Origin of the sequence: Aquiflexum lacus, from assembly GCF_015476655.1 — a bacterium.
Lineage (GTDB): Bacteria > Bacteroidota > Bacteroidia > Cytophagales > Cyclobacteriaceae > Aquiflexum > Aquiflexum lacus.
Map to the genome: position 1 here is coordinate 154,346 of NZ_JABFHF010000011.1, position 18,238 is coordinate 172,583.

General features: G+C 38.8%; 17 protein-coding genes. 7 read left to right on the forward strand and 10 right to left on the reverse strand.

Features of this window, described 5'->3' with window-relative positions; translation table 11 throughout:
- Position 1: 1 nt before the first annotated feature.
- Together HMJ38_RS12060 and HMJ38_RS12065 are read right to left on the reverse strand one after the other, a co-directional pair.
- On the reverse strand, positions 2-412 hold the full coding sequence (locus HMJ38_RS12060) for a Na+/H+ antiporter subunit B (protein ID WP_194974649.1): 411 nt from the start codon (positions 410-412) through the stop codon (positions 2-4).
- A gap of 1 nt (position 413) precedes the next feature.
- Positions 414-2,720, reverse strand: coding sequence for a putative monovalent cation/H+ antiporter subunit A (locus HMJ38_RS12065; RefSeq protein ID WP_194974650.1), 2,307 nt, complete (start codon positions 2,718-2,720; stop codon positions 414-416).
- A gap of 242 nt (positions 2,721-2,962) precedes the next feature.
- On the opposite strand from HMJ38_RS12065, the gene HMJ38_RS12070 reads away from it, so the two are divergent.
- Positions 2,963-5,518, forward strand: a complete 2,556-nt coding sequence (locus HMJ38_RS12070; protein WP_194974651.1) for a phosphoenolpyruvate carboxylase — start codon at positions 2,963-2,965, stop codon at positions 5,516-5,518.
- 113 nt (positions 5,519-5,631) lie between these two features.
- Here HMJ38_RS12070 and HMJ38_RS12075 read toward each other — a convergent pair whose 3' ends face one another.
- The 5 genes from HMJ38_RS12075 to HMJ38_RS25525 all read right to left on the reverse strand — a co-directional run bounded on the left by HMJ38_RS12075 (position 5,632) and on the right by HMJ38_RS25525 (position 8,332).
- Complete coding sequence (locus tag HMJ38_RS12075; protein ID WP_194974652.1) at positions 5,632-6,024, reverse strand: CBS domain-containing protein; 393 nt, start codon at positions 6,022-6,024, stop codon at positions 5,632-5,634.
- Between the two features lie 169 nt (positions 6,025-6,193).
- Positions 6,194-6,541, reverse strand: a complete 348-nt coding sequence (locus HMJ38_RS12080) for a P-II family nitrogen regulator (protein WP_194974653.1) — start codon at positions 6,539-6,541, stop codon at positions 6,194-6,196.
- Complete coding sequence (locus HMJ38_RS12085; protein ID WP_194974654.1) at positions 6,531-7,310, reverse strand: DUF1538 domain-containing protein; 780 nt, start codon at positions 7,308-7,310, stop codon at positions 6,531-6,533. The genes HMJ38_RS12080 and HMJ38_RS12085 overlap by 11 nt, the downstream gene beginning before the upstream one ends.
- Positions 7,311-7,314: 4 nt before the next feature.
- Positions 7,315-8,085, reverse strand: a complete 771-nt coding sequence (locus tag HMJ38_RS12090) for a DUF1538 domain-containing protein (protein WP_194974655.1) — start codon at positions 8,083-8,085, stop codon at positions 7,315-7,317.
- Positions 8,086-8,203: 118 nt separating this feature from the next.
- Positions 8,204-8,332, reverse strand: coding sequence for a hypothetical protein (locus HMJ38_RS25525; RefSeq protein ID WP_262892889.1), 129 nt, complete (start codon positions 8,330-8,332; stop codon positions 8,204-8,206).
- 61 nt (positions 8,333-8,393) lie between these two features.
- On the opposite strand from HMJ38_RS25525, the gene HMJ38_RS12095 reads away from it, so the two are divergent.
- On the forward strand, positions 8,394-9,068 hold the full coding sequence (locus HMJ38_RS12095; protein WP_194974656.1) for a potassium channel family protein: 675 nt from the start codon (positions 8,394-8,396) through the stop codon (positions 9,066-9,068).
- 48 nt (positions 9,069-9,116) lie between these two features.
- Here HMJ38_RS12095 and HMJ38_RS12100 read toward each other — a convergent pair whose 3' ends face one another.
- The 3 genes from HMJ38_RS12100 to HMJ38_RS12110 form a co-directional block, all read right to left on the reverse strand.
- Positions 9,117-9,527, reverse strand: coding sequence for an OsmC family protein (locus HMJ38_RS12100; RefSeq protein WP_194974657.1), 411 nt, complete (start codon positions 9,525-9,527; stop codon positions 9,117-9,119).
- Between the two features lie 150 nt (positions 9,528-9,677).
- Positions 9,678-10,901, reverse strand: coding sequence for an Nramp family divalent metal transporter (locus HMJ38_RS12105; RefSeq protein WP_194974658.1), 1,224 nt, complete (start codon positions 10,899-10,901; stop codon positions 9,678-9,680).
- Positions 10,898-11,983 (reverse strand): DUF2891 domain-containing protein, encoded by a 1,086-nt coding sequence (locus HMJ38_RS12110; protein ID WP_194974659.1) that lies wholly within the window; start codon positions 11,981-11,983, stop codon positions 10,898-10,900. Before HMJ38_RS12110 ends, HMJ38_RS12105 begins: the two co-directional genes overlap by 4 nt.
- A gap of 217 nt (positions 11,984-12,200) precedes the next feature.
- Here HMJ38_RS12110 and HMJ38_RS12115 point away from each other — a divergent pair, with 217 nt between their 5' ends.
- The 5 genes from HMJ38_RS12115 to HMJ38_RS12135 all read left to right on the forward strand — a co-directional run bounded on the left by HMJ38_RS12115 (position 12,201) and on the right by HMJ38_RS12135 (position 18,067).
- Positions 12,201-13,214 carry an alpha/beta fold hydrolase gene (locus tag HMJ38_RS12115; protein ID WP_194974660.1) on the forward strand — a complete coding sequence of 338 codons (1,014 nt, stop codon included), beginning with the start codon at positions 12,201-12,203 and terminating at the stop codon, positions 13,212-13,214.
- The gene (locus HMJ38_RS12120) at positions 13,204-14,454 is read left to right on the forward strand and encodes a DNA recombination protein RmuC (RefSeq protein WP_194974661.1); all 1,251 of its coding nucleotides are present in this window, start codon (positions 13,204-13,206) and stop codon (positions 14,452-14,454) included. The genes HMJ38_RS12115 and HMJ38_RS12120 overlap by 11 nt, the downstream gene beginning before the upstream one ends.
- A gap of 48 nt (positions 14,455-14,502) precedes the next feature.
- Complete coding sequence (locus HMJ38_RS12125) at positions 14,503-15,165, forward strand: tetratricopeptide repeat protein (RefSeq protein WP_194974662.1); 663 nt, start codon at positions 14,503-14,505, stop codon at positions 15,163-15,165.
- 102 nt (positions 15,166-15,267) lie between these two features.
- Positions 15,268-16,614 carry a Trk system potassium transporter TrkA gene (trkA, locus tag HMJ38_RS12130; protein WP_194974663.1) on the forward strand — a complete coding sequence of 449 codons (1,347 nt, stop codon included), beginning with the start codon at positions 15,268-15,270 and terminating at the stop codon, positions 16,612-16,614.
- Position 16,615: 1 nt separating this feature from the next.
- Entirely contained in the window at positions 16,616-18,067 is a 1,452-nt protein-coding gene (locus tag HMJ38_RS12135; RefSeq protein WP_194974664.1) for a TrkH family potassium uptake protein, read from the forward strand.
- Positions 18,068-18,238 lie beyond the last annotated feature (171 nt).

An 18,238-nucleotide genomic window follows, 5' to 3' on the forward strand; every position in this document is an offset into this window, starting at 1 on the left:
ATCAAACAGTTTCGGTTATTGAAAACATAATGGTAAGTGTAGCGCCAATGACGACCAGATAAACTCCAATATCAAACAGCAAAGCTGTTCCAACTACCCCGACAAATCTAAATGGCTCCTCAAACCACAATCCTGTAAGAAAAGGTTGGCCGATCAACCAAGGTGCAATACCGGCTAATAGGGTTAACAGCAGTCCGATAGGCATCAACATCCCGGGATTGATTCTAATGATATTGCGGGTCTCCTTAAGGCCATGTGCAAAAGAATGGATAAGAAAGGCTATCGCGGCCATCAGACCGCCTACAAATCCTCCACCAGGCTCATAATGTCCTCTTAATAACATGAAAACAGAAAAAAGCAACAGCAAGGGTAAAAGATAATCTGATGCAGTTTTAAATAAGAGTGACTTCATATCAGTTCTTTTTTATGGGATTTAGGTCAAGTTTCATCAAACTGTACACTCCGATTGCTGCAATGACCAATACAACAGTTTCAACAATGGTATCTGAGGCCCGGTAGTCCACCAATATAATATTGACCACATTTCTTCCTTTGGCCAGCACATAGGCATTGTCTGCATAGAATTTAGAGATATCGGTACTAGAGGGGTATTCGAATACTTCCAAAACAAGAATTGCTACCAAGGTTCCAAAGATCAAGGATAGTACACCATCTCTGATTCTGATGGTTTTGGAAGAATAAGTCTTGTTTTTCGGCAGTCTAAACAGAATAAGCATAAACAATAATACTGTCAGCGTATCAATGGAAAATTGGGTCATGGCCAGATCCGGAGCGGAATAGAAAAGGAAAAAAAGACAGTTTGCAAAACCAACAACACCCAAAGCTACGATGGAGGTAGTTCGGGATTTGGAAAAAATAGCAATGAATATGGATATGATCATCAAGGTCACTACAATAATTTCTGAAGGTGTTACGGTAGAAATCTGATCCCAGTCAATGTGAATTTTGACACCTATGAATATTCTATATGCCATCAAAAAAGTCAAAAATGCCAGAATAGTAATGACATAGTTCCTCAGATATCCATTTTGGAAAAATCTGGTCCAAAAACCCGCAAACCAGCTGAAGATATTACCAAAATCCCGGGTCAGTGCTTCAGGAGAAATCCTTTCAAAGCGAATGGTTTTTTGAAAATTCTTTTCTGAGGGTTGTAAGAACCAATAGATTGCAAATCCCACGACCAAAGTCAAAATACTGAGCATCAATGCAGTATTGAATCCATGCCAAAGTTTAAGATCAATAATGGTTGCTGAACCGGAAATGCTGCTGAATACGGATTGTATCAATGATTTTTCTAACAGACCGGGGAAGACACCAAATACAACGCTCAGTACGCTCAACAATAATGGAGGAACCCAAAGTAGGGCAGAAGGTAAATGTGCCTTTTGGAATTCTTTGGGAAGTGGTCCTGTAAAGGGTTTTATACCGGCCCAAAACCCGGCCACAAAAAGAAAAATCTTTGTCAATACAATCAAAATGGTAAGTATAATTGCCCATTGGCCCAATTGAAGCGTGGCTTCGTACATGACCTCTTTGCTGATAAACCCTATCAATAGTGGAACCCCTGCACTCGATAGGGCCGCTATAAATCCGGCAATGGCCACCGGCATCATTACTTTTTGCAGTCCTGCCAATTTGCTGGCATCTCTACTGCCCGTTTCATGGTCTATGATACCTGTAATCAGGAACAAAGCTGCCTTATATAAAGCATGTGCCAAAATAAAGATGGCTGCTCCCAAGAGTGCTTTCTCAGTACCAATACCGATGAGGAAAACCAGGATTCCCAAGGCAGAAATGGTAGAATAAGCCAAAATACTTTTTAAATCAACTCTGAAGAGAGAGTGAATAGCGGCATAAATCATTGTGATGGCACCTATGGTAACCAAAGTTCCGTTCCACCAATAAGTATCTCCCAATAAGGGGGTAAATCTGGCCAAGAGGTAAATTCCTGCTTTGACCATCGTTGCAGAATGTAAATAGGTACTGACAGGAGTAGGGGCTTTCATCGCGCCCGGTAGCCAAAAATGGAATGGGAATTGGGCTGATTTGGTAAACGCACCTACAAACACCAATCCTATGATCCAATGGTAACTGCTGCTTGACTTGATGACATCTGAAGAACCCAGTAACTCTGTGAATGAATAGCTATTGCCAACCGAAGCCAGAATCACTATTCCTGCCAACAGTACCAAGCCTCCCAGTCCGGTTATCCCCAAAGCCGTAAGTGCACTTTTCCGGGATGCAGCATCTTCATTGTTGAACCCTATTAAAAAAAAGGAACTGATACTGGTCAACTCCCAAAATACAAACATGGTCATCAGATTATCTGAAAGCACAACGCCCAACATGGATGCCATGAACATGGACAAATAGCCATAAAATCTATCCAAGTATTGATGGCCTTTCAGGTAATTGGCAGTATATAGAAATACTAAAGAACCTATTCCGGTAATCATCAAAGCAAATAAAATGGACAAGCCATCTAACCTAAAATCAAGATCAATGCCTAAACTTGGAACCCATGAATAGCTGAACATCAAATAGGATCCCAATTCTATTTGATTCAGAAAACTGATAAAATATATAAACAACAAGATAGGTAATGCACAAAGAACAAAGGGAATAGTTCTTTTGAAAAACTTACTGAAAAAGGGTACTAGAGCGGCAAATATAAAACCGGAAAGCACTGCCAATATCATAGAAAAGAATTAAGATTATAAAATTTTCGAAGTTTAAGAATACTGATTTAAATATATGAATTCTTTTTATCCTTATTGAAATTATTAGAATTTGTTTAAAAAATTCTAATACTAAAAACAAAAACGAACTTCTATTGATGATTTTGTAATAAAAAGGTAAAATCATTGAAGAATTAAAGGATTATTCCTTCATTTATTTATTTATTGTTAAATTCACGTTCTTATAATCCATTAAACCTACCATGTCAAAAAACAATTACCAAACTGAAGTAGCCAAAAGGTTTACCATTTATAACAGTCTTTTTCTGGATTTGCCATTTAGTGACATCCACAGAACAGGTACTTTATTGCCGATTCTGTCGAGTAAATGTCATGAGGGATTTGAAAAGGATAAGAACCCAAAGGAAATCATTGAAGGATTTTTTGCTGAAATGATGGCTACAAACAACAAAGAAGAACGCCATAACCTGTTATTTAAAATGGTTCAATATATCGAAAGGCAGGTTGTCCTTTTTGATTCGATTGAAGATGCTGCTTTTGAAAAAATCCATGACGTAAAGGGTAAAGGCACTATCAATGCCCTGATTGCCAGAGTGGAAAATGACCGAAAAAAGGAGGCTTTGATTGAAAAGCTAAAGACTTTTTCCGTGAGATTGACGCTTACAGCGCATCCCACTCAATTTTACCCTGGCAATGTATTGGGTATTATCACAGACTTAGAGACAGCCATTAGAGATAATAATCTGGGCAATGTCAATCTTCTTTTGCAACAGTTGGGAAAAACTGCTTTTATCAACAAAGAAAAACCCACACCTTTAGATGAGGCGGTCAGTTTGATCTGGTTTTTATCCAATGTATTTTATCAAAGTATTCCTGATATCCTTACCAAAACTCTCAACTCGCTTGAAATTCCATTGAATGAATGGGATAATCCTGGTTTGTTGAAGGTGGGTTTTTGGCCGGGTGGTGATAGAGATGGTAATCCATTTGTAACCCATGATATCACCGTTAAAGTCGCCGAAAAGCTTCAAAAATGGATCATCCGCTGTTATTACAGGGATGTGCGAAAATTAAGGAGAAGGCTGACTTTCAAAAAAGTAGAACCTGTCATGTTGAAGGTCGAAAATGGTCTTTTCAATTCACTTTTTGAAAATCAGAACTACTATAAAAAGAAAGAGGACTTGTTATCTGATTTGCTTGAAGCCAGAAAAGGACTGGTCGAATTTCATGATGGCTTGTTTTTGGACCAATTGGATGAATTTATACTTAAAGTAAAAATTTTCGGTTTCCATTTTGCCAATATGGATGTACGGCAAGATAGTAGAAAGCATGATGGCTTATGGGATGAGATTATTGAAATCAAATCTGGGAAAAATGAGCTTAAGTCATACCACAAACTCTCCGATGAGGAGAAAATTGATTATTTGTTGAATTTCGAAAAACTTCCCGCAGTTTCTGATTTGAAAGACGAATTTCATCAGGAAATGCTTAAAAGTTTTGACGCGGTACGGGAAGTTCAAAAAAACAATGGAGAAGATGGGTTGAACAGGTATATTATTTCCAATTGTCAATCTGCACTTCACGTTTTGGAAGTCTATCAATTGGCAAAGTTGAATCTGCTAAATCAGGATAACCTGCTTCCTTTGGATATTGTACCGCTTTTTGAAACTATAGATGACTTGGCAAAAGCCCCTGCCATCATGGAAAAACTGTATCAGAATGAAGCTTATAGTACCCACCTCAGAAGCAGGGGTTTGAAACAGACCATCATGCTGGGCTTTTCGGATGGCACCAAAGATGGCGGCTATATTAGGGCCAATTGGTCCATTTTGAGGGCAAAGGAAGAACTGACCAAAATCTCCAGAAAGTATGATGTCAGTGTGGTGTTCTTTGATGGCAGGGGAGGACCTCCGGCAAGGGGCGGGGGTAACATGCATAATTTTTACGCTTCGCTAGGCCAAGATGTAGAAAACGAGGAAATTCAGGTGACGATCCAAGGTCAGACAATATCCGCCAATTATGGAAAGCCCGTTTCATGTAGCTATAATCTCGAACAATTGCTTTGTGCAGGAATAGAAAATGAATTATATCCTTCATCAGAAAAAAGTCTGGACAAAGCAGAAAGGGCTTTGATTGACGAAATGGCCGAAGTTTCTTATCAGTTTTATAAGGAATTCAAAAGCCATCCCCAATTCTTGCCTTACTTGGAACATGTAACTCCACTGAAATATTTTGGACAAGTAAATATAGGGTCGAGACCTCTGAAGAGAGGAAAGGATGCAGGACTCAAGTTTGACGACCTCAGGGCGATCCCATTTGTAGGTTCATGGGCACAGATGAAGCAGAATATTCCAGGATTCTTTGGAGTAGGTGCTGCATTGGAAGCGCTACAAAAAGAGGGGAAATTTGAGGAGGCCAAAAAACTATACCAAAATTCGTTGTTCTTTCGCTCGCTTTTGGGTAATTCCATGCAATCCTTGGCCAAATCTTTCTACAAATCAACAGCATATTTAAAAGACAATCCCAAGTATGCTGACCTCTGGAACCTGATGTTTCAAGAATACCAAAGAACCATTAAGATGCTTTTGGAGGTTTCGGGTATGGATACCTTGCTTCAGGATAACCCCACCTCAAAACAATCCATTGCCATCAGGGAAAAAATAGTTTTACCTGTGATTACGATTCAGCAATATGCCATACAGAGTATGTTGGACTCAGGCAAAGAAGACCCTGTATTGCAGATGTTGATTCTGCGGACGATGTTTGGTATCATCAATGCAGCTAGAAATGCTGCATAATGAAGAATCCCGACTGAAAAGTTGGGATTTTTACTTTTTCATTAAAATCGAAATTTGTAGATCAGCAATTATACAATGGAAATACTTGTTTCTTAAGTTTTAAATATAATCATCTATAGAAGCACTTGGTGCAATAGACTTGAAAATGAAATCACACCAATGTATTCTCCGTTTTGTTCAACAGGAGCTACATGTATTCTTGCCCTCAACATAAGTCTGGGAATGTATCTGATATTTAATGAAGCAGGTACCGTTATTACAGGTTTGGACATAATTTCATATACGTTGACATCCATTGGTTTCAAATCATTGATATAGACCTTTTTGATGATATCTTTCACTGTAATTATTCCATAGGCATCCTCCTGATTTCTTTTATTAACTATTAGCATGTCAACACTTTCAGCCTTCATTTTATCAACGGCTTCTTGGACAGTATCCAATCCTTCAATAAAAACCAGCTTATCAGACATAATATCTCTGGCACTTTTGAAATTAGTATTCATGTTTTTAGTCTTTAAAATTTTATTATTTGATGTTATGATTTTTGTTCTGATCCGAGAAATTGTAAAAACATATGGATTGTTTGTCAAACATCCTCCTTTCTTCGGACTTCTAGCTATTTTAACAGAACATTGACACGACTTTCATATAGTTAGAAGTATATTATTTTGATTACAGATACTTACTCTTAGCCTGTTCTTTGAATTTTTCCATTTGACTTTCTAAACCTGCCACTTTTTCAACATTTAAGACAAATGCTATTCCCTTACCAGGTTCATCAAGCTCACCTGACACCTTAATGGCTTCCAAAATCACTTCCACAGCATGTTCCTCAACTACAAACATTAATATTTCAGTTTGATCTTGAAGAGCCAGACCAAAAAAAGATTTTGATTCATTAGAACCACTTCCTCTTGCAGAAATGATGACATCTCCAGTGGCACCTTCTTTTCTGGCAGCATCCACTACTTTTTCAGTGATGTTTGGCCTTACCATAGCCATGATGATTTTAAATTTCATTTTTTCCTTTCTTGTTTTTGTTTATTAATTCTGTTATTTGTGCATATCCCAATACTGTGATAATGGGAAATAAACTTGCGAATGCAATCAAACCAAATCCATCTATTGCCGGATTCCTTCCAGGAACCGCTGCAGATAAACCGATACCCAAAGCTACCACCAAAGGTACTGTTACCGTTGAAGTGGTAACCCCTCCCGAATCATAGGCCAAAGCAATGATTCTCTTTGGGGAAAAGATCGTTTGGATCATGACGATGATGTATCCAACAATGATATAAATATACAATGGCGTTCCAGTTACTATTCGAATTGTACCTAAAGTAAGTGAAATTGCGACACCAATTGCAACTACTATTCGCAAACCCCACATACTGATGGTACCACCGGATGCTTGATTCGCTTTCATAGCTACAGCTATGAGTGAAGGTTCAGCAATTGTAGTCGCAAAACCTATCATGGCTGCAAAAATATAAATCCAATAATATGCCACCCAACTTTTGGGATCTTCATAGGATTTAGCAATAAATTTGGATTCAGAAAGCTGTTCCGCCATTATTTGACCTATGGGGAACAATGCCTTTTCTAGTCCCATTAGAAAAAGGGATAACCCTAAAATAACCAATATTACCCCGATAACCACCTTTCTTAAATTTGGGATATTTTGCCTCAACACAAATAATTGAAAAAACACCACTAACAAAACCACCGGTGCTACATCCCTGACCGTAAGCAGAAAAACTTCATAAAATTCTACGGTTGCTCCGAACATAATATTAATTGAATAAAATCATTCCGTATAACATAGCAAATATCATCGGGAGAAGTGAAGCAAAGGCAATTAACCCGAACCCATCTAATAAAGGGTTTCTTCCTTTGATTACAGTTGCCAAACCTACCCCAAGGGCAGTCACTAAGGGAACTGTTATTGTTGAAGTTGTGACTCCTCCTAAGTCGTAGGCCAAGCCAATAATCTCCTTTGGTGCAAAAATGGTGATAATCATCACTAGCATATAACCACCTATAATTAAATAATAGATGGGCCATCCCTTTAATATTCTTAGCACGCCAAGCAAAATTGAAATTCCTACACTGAAAGCAACCGTAAGCCTTAAGCCAACCGCATAACTATCTTTACTGCTTTGGTCTGCGTCAATCAGGTTCGCTTCGGCAGCTATTCTTGCAGCCTCTTGAGCGACAGCTATCAAGGCCGGTTCGGCAACAGTTGTAGAAAATCCCAGTAAAAAAGAAAATGTCATTAACCATGGTAAACTTCCTTTTTTTGCCAATGCATAAGCCATACTCTCGCCGATTGGAAATAACCCCATTTCCAGGCCTTCAATAAACAACATGAGCCCAATCAGAACCAATACACTACCAAAAAAGACCTCCCCAAACTGGGGGAAAGGCTGACGCAATATTACAAGTTGAAAAAAAGTAACTACAACCAAAATAGGAAGTAGATCCATAAATGAAGACCGAAGTTTAATAAATACATAATTCAAAAAATTATAAGACTTCTTAATGTATAAAATGATTTCATTCATTTTGGTATATTATTAAGGTGCTAAATACATGGTTCAGGAAAAATATGAATCAAAATTCATAAAACTTTGGATATTCAAATAAATTTGTAACTATGCAATGATGCCAGGAAATGCTAATTCAATACAGTTCTCTACAGGAAACTGAAATGACCTGTACAGCGGACTTTTGAATTCCCTGCCTACCGGCCAAGCAGCCGTCCTGATTGAAGTAGGATATCGGGGTACTGACAAAGAAGCGGATAACCATTTTAATTTGGGTTTCTTGGTTTTAATTAAAATGAAAATTTAAGAATACAATATTTTTGAAGATGTTCGAGTATTTAAAAAAGGCTAAAAACTATTGGGTTTCAGATACTTCATTTGTCACACTTTTGGGAATGCTTTTTTTTACTGTTTTTATTTTACCTGTAATGATTAACAAAGAAGGAGAAACTACCATCTTTCTTAATATCATGTTTATTGTCCTTTTTTTTGTTGGAATTTTTTCAGCGATGGAAAAAAGGTTTTTGATAGCCGGGATTTCATTGGTTTCCATACATTTGTTGTTGCGCTTGATCCGGTTTACCGATAATCCCTATGAGTTTTATCTATTGGAGCGGATTGTAATTATTCTTAACCTTATCTTATTGATAGTTATCAACATCAGGTTACTTTTTCGCGATATGGAGGTTAATTCTTACAGAGTAATCGGTGCTGTCAACGTATATTTATTGCTTGCAGTGGCTGGTGCATTCGGCTTCGAGATAATCCAATTATTAATGGGAAATTCTATTGGAGGGGATATTGAGATTTCCGGTATGGATGTGGATTTTGGAGATTATATGTATTTCAGTTTAGTTAGTATTTCTACTATTGGATTTGGAGATCTTTACCCGGTCAATATGTCCTCCAAAATGCTTTCCGTTTTCCTATCTGCTTTGGGCATCTTGTATCCTGCTGTGGTCATTGCCAAATTGGTATCTTTTGCCACTGAAAAAAAATAATGAATCCGTCGGGAAGTTTTAATAATCCCCCCGACGGATTTATCTCCTCTAATTCAAAGTGGATTCCACCACAATTTCAGTGTCGAGCAATTTGGAAACAGGGCAGTTTTTCTCTGCGTCTTTTACCAATTCATCAAATTTCTCTTTGGAAATATCTTTAACCTTTGCTTTCAAAACCAGTTTTGATTGTGTTATGGCCCCATCTCCTAAAGTAATGGTTCCTTCCACGTGTAATTCCTCAGGCTCAAAACCTGCACCTGTAAGATTAAAACTCAGCTTCATAGCAAAACATCCTGCATGGGCAGCAGCTATCAATTCTTCAGGATTTGTTCCTTTCCCATCTTCAAATCTTGAGCTGAAAGAATATTGGGTTTTATCCAAAACCCCTGTTTGTGTGGTCAAATGTCCTTTACCTTCTTTCCCTGTTCCTTGCCATACGGCTGTTGATTTCCTTTTCATGTTGTTTGTTAATTATGCTTAAAATAAGTAAAATAATATTCTAAATTGTGAAAGCTTCAAGTTACCAAAAAATTACCTTAAATTAAATTCTTGGTCAAGCAATTTGAAGAAGATGTGATTTATGTAATTCTCCCACTAAAATTAACCGATTCATAGCCACCCCAAAACCTTCCCAATACTCATTAACCCTAAAGCCAAAGTGATCAGCCAAATGGCCACACCAATGATATTCAGCAGGAGTGAATTTACATTTAACTGCATCACTGATTTTTTATTGACCAACCATAGGATATAAGCGCTTAATAGGGGAAGCAATATACCATTGGCCAATTGGGCAAAAGTGATCAATTGAACAGGTTTGATCCCCAAAGATGAAAACAGCAAACCTAATCCCAAAATACAGACAAGACTGATCCGCATGGGCATTTTACGGATATCATTGGACCAACCAAAACAATCCACTACCACCAATGAACCCGCCAAAGGTGCTGTAATTGCGGAAGTGATTCCTGCTGCGAATAAACCAAAAGCAATAAAATATTTGGCAGCAACTCCCATGATCGGCTCAAGGCCAATGGCCAAATCTGCGGCATTATTGACCTCCATTGCATCACCCGAAGCAGCCGTGATGATGATGGCCATGGAAACCAATCCTCCCAAGACAACTGCTACAATGGTATCCACCCTGACATATTTCAAATCTTCCATTTTATTCCATCGTTTTGCTACCAAAGAAGAGTGAAGAAAGAGATTATAGGGAACGACTGTAGTTCCAATCAATGCCACAATGGTTAGGATATTGGTGGCATCTATGCTAGGGATAAATCCCTCAAAAATTGAAAATAAAGATGGCTTGACATAAATGGTACTTGCCAGAAATGCCAAACTCATCATAATGACCAATACTGTCAAAAATCCGGTGATTTTTGAGTAACTGCCACTCATCAATAGCACTAAGGCGATCAAGCCAATACTCAAGTTCAGTAGGTTGATCTCCAATTGACCCAAAGTCAAAACAGGGAGGTTGATCAATAAATCGGCACCCATGGCACCTCCGGTAATGTTCCCCGCTTCGTAGGCGGCATTTCCCAAAACAATGGCGATCAGAATCAAAAAAAGTGAAAAATATCGTAACAGACCTTTTTTCAAAGTTTGGGATATGACAGCTGCCAATCCTTTTTGAGTGACCAATCCGATTCTTGCAGCCATTTCCTGTAGCACAATGGTGGCAATGATGGAGAGCCCCAAGGCCCATAGCAGTTCATAACCAAATCTGACACCTGCCAAAGTACATACGGTCACCGTTCCCGGACCAATAAAAGCAGCTGCAACCAATGGACCGGGGCCTATGTATTTTTTCCAGTCAGATTTCATGGCGCCTCTTGAAGGGCATAAATGGCAAAGCTTCCTAACCAATGCGTCCCTTCATAATTATCATCTACAATGGAAGGCAGGGAATATTCAATATGCTCATTGGCAATTTTCATCAAATGACCATATTCGACAGGGAAATCTTTGATCAGTCCATACATTACCCAAGCCCTGCTGAAATTCAACCCATCCAAGTGTACCAATTTACCATCGGTCCTGTCGCTGACCTTTCCTGGTTCAAGACTGAAATCTTTTCCGGACAATTCGGGCATAAAAGAATCAAGCCACAATTTAAAAGCATCTTTAACCAATACTTTTCTCATGATATCCAATTCCTGAAAACAAGGTGATAGAAAATCAAATCCGGAAGGTTCCCAACCCAAAGGACAATCAGCATCCTTTTCAAACCAATCCAACGCCCTTGATTTGATCAGGTTTTTCAGTTCTGAACTTTCAAGGGTATGGGCATAATCATAGGCAAAAGACAAACCAAAAGCGATATTCGAATGCTCGCCAACTCGGATAGGATAAATCAGTTTGGGCAAAAACTCCATGTATTTTTCAACTATCAAATCAGTCAGCGGTTGAAGATTTCTCTCCAATTCCCTAGCCAAAGGATCATCCCAAAGGTGGATTTCCTCCGCCATTTTCAATACCCAAGCCCAACCATAGGTCCTTTCAAAACTTGAGTTTTGGGGCATTGAAAAATAATCCACTTCAATTTGAATATTGGATAAGCTGAGGTTTTCACTGAGCTTTTGTCTGATTTCAGAAGCATCTTCCAAGTCCGGAAACTGACGCAACAGACTCACCAACATCCAATGTCCATGCACACTTGAATGCCAGTCAAAACAGCCATAAAATGCAGGATGCAAAGCTTTGGGTCCTTTCAGATAAGTTTCATCTTCAAGCGTTTGATTCAGCTTGTTTGGATATTCTACCTGCATACAATGCAATGGCAACTTTGCCAAGCGATTGGCTTCTTCAATGGTGAGTCTTATGGGAGATGCCATTTCCTTACTGTTAATTTCACAGGACATCATGATCGGGATGATCAATAGGCTCCAAATCCGGTTTTTGGTCATATTCTAAACATTTGTTGTCAATATAAGGATATTGTCCAAAGAGAAGAATACTTGCTTCATTATAGATAATCACATTGGGAAATTAATTTGAACCACAAAAGAAACAAAAGGGAACAAAAGACTATATTCAGTATCTTTTGTATTCTTTTGTCACTTTTGTGGTTCCATCATTTTTTTAAATTCATATCTTTCAGCTTCGGTTTCTTACGCTCAGAAAATGAAAAAAATATTCCTCAATACACTACTCGTTGTCCTTTCAATCTTTTTCTTGATCCTTGTGCTCTTATTGAGCAGTTATAGGGGAGACCTTCCCTTGGAAAGGCTAACAGCAACCTACACTGACGAAAACTCTTATTTTCTGAAAGTAGATGGAATCAATGTGCATGTAAAAGTGAAAGGTTCCGGTGAGCCAATTTTTTTGATCCATGGCAGTTTTTCTTCCTTGCATACTTGGGAAGAATGGGAAAAGGAACTCAGCCCCTTTTTTATGACCATATCCATGGATTTGCCGGGACATGGGCTTACCGGTCCGGATGTCATGAAACGATATGGTATGATGGATTATGCTGACCTGATCTTCGGAATTGCAGATCAGTTGGGATTAAAGGAATTTCATGTGGCCGGTAATAGCATGGGGGGCGGAGTTGCGCTGTATATGGCTTCCGAACATCCTGAGAGGATACTAAGTCTTAATCTGATTGATTCATCAGGTGCACCTCCAAAAGTTGTGTCGGATACCACTACCGCTAAATCTTATAATTCAGGCGCATTTATTTTTAAGGTTGCCCAAAACCCCATTTTCAATAAATTACTATTGAAATGCACTCCTAAAACTGTCTTCAAATTGAACCTGAAGCAAGTTTTTTATGATGCAGACAAAATCACAGATCAAATGGTTTCGAGGTATTATCATTTACTCAGGAGAGAAGGAAACAGAAAAGCAACTTTAGACAGACTTACGGTGAGAAGACCTTATAAAATAGATTTTACTAAATTAAATATGCCCGTGCTGATCATGTGGGGAGCACATGACAATTGGATTCCTTTGAGTAATGGAGAAAGATTGGCTGAAGCCATACCCGGATCAAAGCTCAAAGTTTTTGAAAATGCAGGTCATGTACCGATGGAAGAAATCCCGACGGATACTGTCATGGAATATTTGTCGTTTTTGGGGATAAAGGTGGATATGGACTACCTTTCCACTCCCAAATTCTTCAGCCATGCCCAATGATGCTTTATTAATTGCCTTACTTTTTATTCAATTTTTATTGATACTCTACCTGGTTTTTCAAAGTCGGAGAAAAGACAATTCCGATGAGGAAAGGGAAAAGGAACTTTTAGCCTTAAAAAGCGAAATTGGACAACAGATGCAGGCCAACAGAACTGAAATCCAATCCGGCCTTTTACAACAATTTGGCTTGTTGTTCGATTCCTTAAGGGCCAATTCCAAAGAGCAGTCGGAAGTTTTGAAGGATTTTGGCAAACTTTTCCGTGAAAACGTAAAGGAATTCAATGATCTGCAGCGGGAAAAATTCCAGGATCTGATATTCAAACAGGAACGCATGTTGGCTTCAACAGAAGAGCGCTTGGACAAAATGCGGGAGACCGTAGATGAAAAATTGCAAAAGACATTGGAAGCAAGGTTGGGACAATCCTTTGAACTGGTCAGCAAGCAGCTTTTGGCAGTTCAGAAAGGCTTGGGCGAAATGCAGCATTTGGCCACAGGAGTAGGGGACCTGAAGCGGGTGTTGAGCAATGTGAAAAGCAGGGGAGTCCTTGGAGAATACCAATTGCAGGGAATTTTGGAAAATGTCCTTTCTCCTGATCAGTATGCCTTCAATGTGGCAGTCAAAAGCGGTAATGCTGAAAGGGTGGAGTTTGCCATCAAAATGCCCGGAAGTCAGGAGGATGGTCCGGTTTACCTACCGATTGATGCCAAATTTCCTCAGGAGACCTATTACAGGTTGTTGGATGCATACGATGTGGGTGATAAGGTATTGATTGAAGTGGCAAGACAGGAACTGTTTAAGGCCATCAAAAAAGCAGCGATGGATATCAGCCAAAAATACCTGCATCCGCCACATACCACGGATTTTGCGCTATTGTTTTTACCGATGGAAAGTCTGTACGCGGAGATTGTCAGAGATCCTGCTTTGGCACAATCCTTACAGCGGAATTACAAGATCGTCATTACCGGCCCGACTACTTTGGCAGCCATGCTCAACAGCCTGCAAATGGGATTCAGGACCTTGGCCATCCAACAAAGGAGTTCTGAAGTATGGAAAGTGTTGGGTGCAGTCAAAAGTGAGTTTTCCAAATTCGGGGACCTTATCAGCAAAGCCCAAAAGAAAATCTCAGAAGCCCATAGTGACCTCGACCATTTGGTGGGCACAAGAACGAGGGTAATCCAACGAAAACTCAAGGAAGTAGAGGAACTGCCTGAGGAAGAGGGCAAAAAACTGTTGGAGTGATTGCTAAGGTTTGCCTTATTCTTTAGATTTGTACTGATAATTTCAAATATGATTAAATACAAACTTTCCTTTTTCTTTCTGATTTTTCCCTTGGTAGGTTATTCCCAGATGATCTATGATATAGAACCTGAAGTAAGGGAAAACTCCATGGTGATCAATAAAGTGGCCATGGAGATGATAGAAGATGAAAATTATGAAAAGGCGGCCAATTTGATGGAATTGGTCATTCAGGATGATCCCACGTTTCATCCGGCCTATTTGAATTTCTACCGGGCAGGAAGTCAGGTGGATTCAAAAAAGGAAAAAGTTATTCAGGCATTGAGGGAAGGACTGAAGATATTTGAAGAGGACGATGAGATGTCCTATTATTTAGGAAATATACTTCAGAAAGAAAACAGGATTGCCGAAGCCATCAAAGCATATTCCGATGCAATTGATTATAGCAAGATCAATGGTGAAGATTATCCTTTGGTTTGGGCCTATCATTTTAACAGAGGCAACTGTTTCCTTAAATCCAATCAGTTCAATAAAGCCATCCCTGATTATACTTATGCTTTGAATTTAAGTCCTGACAACCCTGATATCCTGACCAATAGGGGCTATTGTTATTATAAAACTGAACATAAATCAGACGCATGTCTAGATTGGAATGAAGCTGTCAAGTTTGGTAATAAAAATTCAAAGAAGTATCTCCAGTCTTTTTGTCAATAAATATTGATGATTCTTTTTGCACTTAGTTGCAAAACACCCTACCTTTTGCCCGATTTAAAAATCACCTGTTTTTAAGTCCCTTTTGTCCGTAGAATATTACTTATGGGAATGAAAATCGTCATAGCTGGCGCTGGAGATATGGGATACCATTTGGCCAAGCAGCTAAGTTTTGAAAATAAAGATATTATCCTGATTGATTTGGATAAAGATGCGCTTGACAATGCTTCTTCTCATTTGGATGTCATGACCATTATGGGAGATGCAACTTCCCTGGAAATCCTCAAAAGTGCCAATGTCAAGGAGGCACACATGTTTATGGCGGTGACTACTTCCGAAAAAACCAATTTGTTGGCGGCAACTTTGGCCAAGCAATTGGGTGCAAATAGGGTGATTGCAAGAGTGAGAAACCATGATTATTTGCAACCCGAAAATGAAATTTATTTCAAGAATATTGGCATAGACAATATTATCTCTCCGAGTATGCTTTGTAGTGGAGAGATTTTCAATATGATAAAAAACTCCACATTTACAGATGTCTTTGAGTTTGAAGGAGGAAAGCTGAATGTTGTAGGAATCACCCTTGATCAGTTCAGCACGATGGTCAATAAAAAAATCTCGGATATGAGAGAAAATCCGATTTTCGAAGATATCAAAATCATCGCCATTGTCAGGGATCAGATGACCCTTATTCCAAAGGGCAATACCATCATCAGAAATAATGACCATGTTTTTTTTATTTCTAACAAAAAAGCAGTTGCCTCGATCATTGAATTACTTGGTCAAACCAAAGTTACGATCAAAAATATTATGATCATCGGTGGAGATGATATGGCCTATACCACTGCAAGAAAACTCGAAGATGAATATAGAGTCACCTTGATTCACAAGGATAAAGAACGTTGTAAATGGCTTTCTGAAAGATTGGATAAAACCTTGGTAATCAATGGGGATTATAAGAATATTGAATTATTGATTGAAGAGGGTTTGGAAGAAATGGAGGCATTTATTTCTTTGACAGAATCTTCTGAAACGAATATTATCACCTCTCTCAGCGCCAAAAACCATGGTGTCTACAAAACCATTGCCCATGTAGACACAAGAGAATACATTCATATCTCTCACAGTATCGGCGTAGATTCTCTTATTAATAAAAAGCTTGTTGCCGCCAATCAGGTGACAAGATTTTTAAGGAAAGGAAATGTGGAAGCCATTTCAGGAATATATGGTGTTGACGCAGAATTTATTCAATATGTGATCACCAAAAGCAATAGGGTAACAAAAAAAGCTTTGAAAGATTTACATTTTCCGGATTCGGCAATAGTTGCAGGTGTGATAAGAGGGGAGAAGGTTTTTATCCCTGATGGGGAATTTATATTACAGCTCAATGATAAAGCGATTGTAATGGCACTGCCCGAGGCAAAAGTACCATTAGAGAAACTGTTCCATTGATATGATTCATTTTAAGGCGATTGGAAAAATAATGGGGGCACTATTGATGCTTTTTGCCCTATTGATGCTTCCCGGAGTTGGCTTTGCATATTATTTCGAAAGCGGAGATGAAATGTCATTGGTGTCATCCATCGGAGTGACCTTTATAGTTGGTCTTCTGATGTTCTTTTCTTTTTCAAAACAAGATCAAAATATCAGAAAAAGAGAGGGATATTTAATTGTTTCTACCAGTTGGATTTTGATGTCCATGTTTGGCATGCTGCCCTATCTATTTAGCGGTACTTTCACAACCTTTAGTGATGCGATTTTTGAAACGATTTCGGGACTAACTACTACAGGTGCCACTGTTCTGACAGATATTGAAGTTATTCCCAAAGGAGTTCTTTTTTGGAGAAGTATGACCCAATGGATAGGTGGTTTGGGAATAATTGTTTTAACGGTTGCAATATTTCCACTCTTAGGAATTGGCGGCATTGAGCTATTCGTGGCTGAATCTCCAGGGCCTACTTCTGATAAGCTTCATCCCCGTATTAGAGAAACCGCTAAAAGATTATGGTATGTATATTTAGGCTTGACCTTGACTTCAGGCTTACTGTATTACATTGGAGGCATGAATTTTTATGATGCAGTCAACCATGCCCTGACTACAATGGCAACAGGTGGCTTCTCTACCAAAAATGCAAGTATGGCTCATTTTGATTCAGCATTTATCCAATATACTGCGATTCTGTTCATGTTTTTGGCAGGTACAAACTTTACTGTGATATATTTTGGGCTAACAGGAAAGTTTGAAAGGGTTTGGAGATCTGATGAGTTTAAAGCATATGCTACCGTAATATTGATTTTTGCCATCCTGCTTTCTTTTCCCATTTTTTATTATTCAGAACAGACCTATGAAAAGGCATTTAGAGATACACTTTTTCAAGTGGTATCCCTTATTACCACCACAGGATATGTCACAGCTGATTACACTTCCTATCATATTGGCCTTACTTTGGTTTTCTTTATGTTGTTGTTTTTTGGTGGATCGGCGGGTTCTACCAGTGGAGGAATCAAATTCGTCAGACACCTTACTTTTTTTAAAAATTCTTGGCTGGAATTCAAACGAATTGTACATCCTCGTGCGGTAGTTCCACTTAAAATCAATGGGGACAGGGTTACAGGAAAAATCATTACCCACATTATGAATTTCTTGTTAATCTATCTGATGATTTTTGTCTTGGGCTCAATTGTGATGGCGCTGATGGGTTATGATATTCTGACTTCCTTTGGTGCAGTTGCTACAAGCCTCGGAAATGTAGGACCTGCAATTGGCAAAGTAGGCCCCATGGATAATTTTGCTTTCTTCAGTGCACCTGCCAAAATCTTCCTTTCCTTTCTGATGCTTTTAGGGAGGTTAGAACTTTTTACCATCCTGATTTTGTTCACTCCATATTTTTGGAGAGCGAATTGAGAGGTGTGGGTAAAAGTAGTTTTTATGGATAATCGGAGTCCCTTTAGGGACACCATATAGGTAGGCCTTCTTGGAAAATTCCTTCGGAATTGAGAAGTAGGGTTAAAACTAAACTCTACTTTCTTTTTCTCTTTGGTTTCCGGATGATTTTGAAGTCAATTTTGGTACGGG

Bases quoted from the DNA above. Each gene is read 5' to 3' on its own strand.
- HMJ38_RS12125 (WP_194974662.1), top strand. From the start codon at position 14,503: ATGATTAAATACAAACTTTCCTTTTTCTTTCTGATTTTTCCCTTGGTA.
- trkA (WP_194974663.1), top strand. From the start codon at position 15,268: ATGGGAATGAAAATCGTCATAGCTGGCGCTGGAGATATGGGATACCAT.
- HMJ38_RS12070 (WP_194974651.1), top strand. From the start codon at position 2,963: ATGTCAAAAAACAATTACCAAACTGAAGTAGCCAAAAGGTTTACCATT.
- HMJ38_RS12135 (WP_194974664.1), top strand. From the start codon at position 16,616: ATGATTCATTTTAAGGCGATTGGAAAAATAATGGGGGCACTATTGATG.
- HMJ38_RS12100 (WP_194974657.1), bottom strand. From the start codon at position 9,527: ATGAAAAGGAAATCAACAGCCGTATGGCAAGGAACAGGGAAAGAAGGT.
- HMJ38_RS12075 (WP_194974652.1), bottom strand. From the start codon at position 6,024: ATGAATACTAATTTCAAAAGTGCCAGAGATATTATGTCTGATAAGCTG.
- HMJ38_RS12095 (WP_194974656.1), top strand. From the start codon at position 8,394: ATGTTCGAGTATTTAAAAAAGGCTAAAAACTATTGGGTTTCAGATACT.
- HMJ38_RS12110 (WP_194974659.1), bottom strand. From the start codon at position 11,983: ATGACCAAAAACCGGATTTGGAGCCTATTGATCATCCCGATCATGATG.
- HMJ38_RS12060 (WP_194974649.1), bottom strand. From the start codon at position 412: ATGAAGTCACTCTTATTTAAAACTGCATCAGATTATCTTTTACCCTTG.
- HMJ38_RS12120 (WP_194974661.1), top strand. From the start codon at position 13,204: ATGCCCAATGATGCTTTATTAATTGCCTTACTTTTTATTCAATTTTTA.
- HMJ38_RS12105 (WP_194974658.1), bottom strand. From the start codon at position 10,901: ATGAAATCTGACTGGAAAAAATACATAGGCCCCGGTCCATTGGTTGCA.
- HMJ38_RS25525 (WP_262892889.1), bottom strand. From the start codon at position 8,332: ATGGTTATCCGCTTCTTTGTCAGTACCCCGATATCCTACTTCAATCAG.
- HMJ38_RS12090 (WP_194974655.1), bottom strand. From the start codon at position 8,085: ATGAATGAAATCATTTTATACATTAAGAAGTCTTATAATTTTTTGAAT.
- HMJ38_RS12065 (WP_194974650.1), bottom strand. From the start codon at position 2,720: ATGATATTGGCAGTGCTTTCCGGTTTTATATTTGCCGCTCTAGTACCC.
- HMJ38_RS12115 (WP_194974660.1), top strand. From the start codon at position 12,201: ATGAAAAAAATATTCCTCAATACACTACTCGTTGTCCTTTCAATCTTT.
- HMJ38_RS12085 (WP_194974654.1), bottom strand. From the start codon at position 7,310: ATGTTCGGAGCAACCGTAGAATTTTATGAAGTTTTTCTGCTTACGGTC.
- HMJ38_RS12080 (WP_194974653.1), bottom strand. From the start codon at position 6,541: ATGAAATTTAAAATCATCATGGCTATGGTAAGGCCAAACATCACTGAA.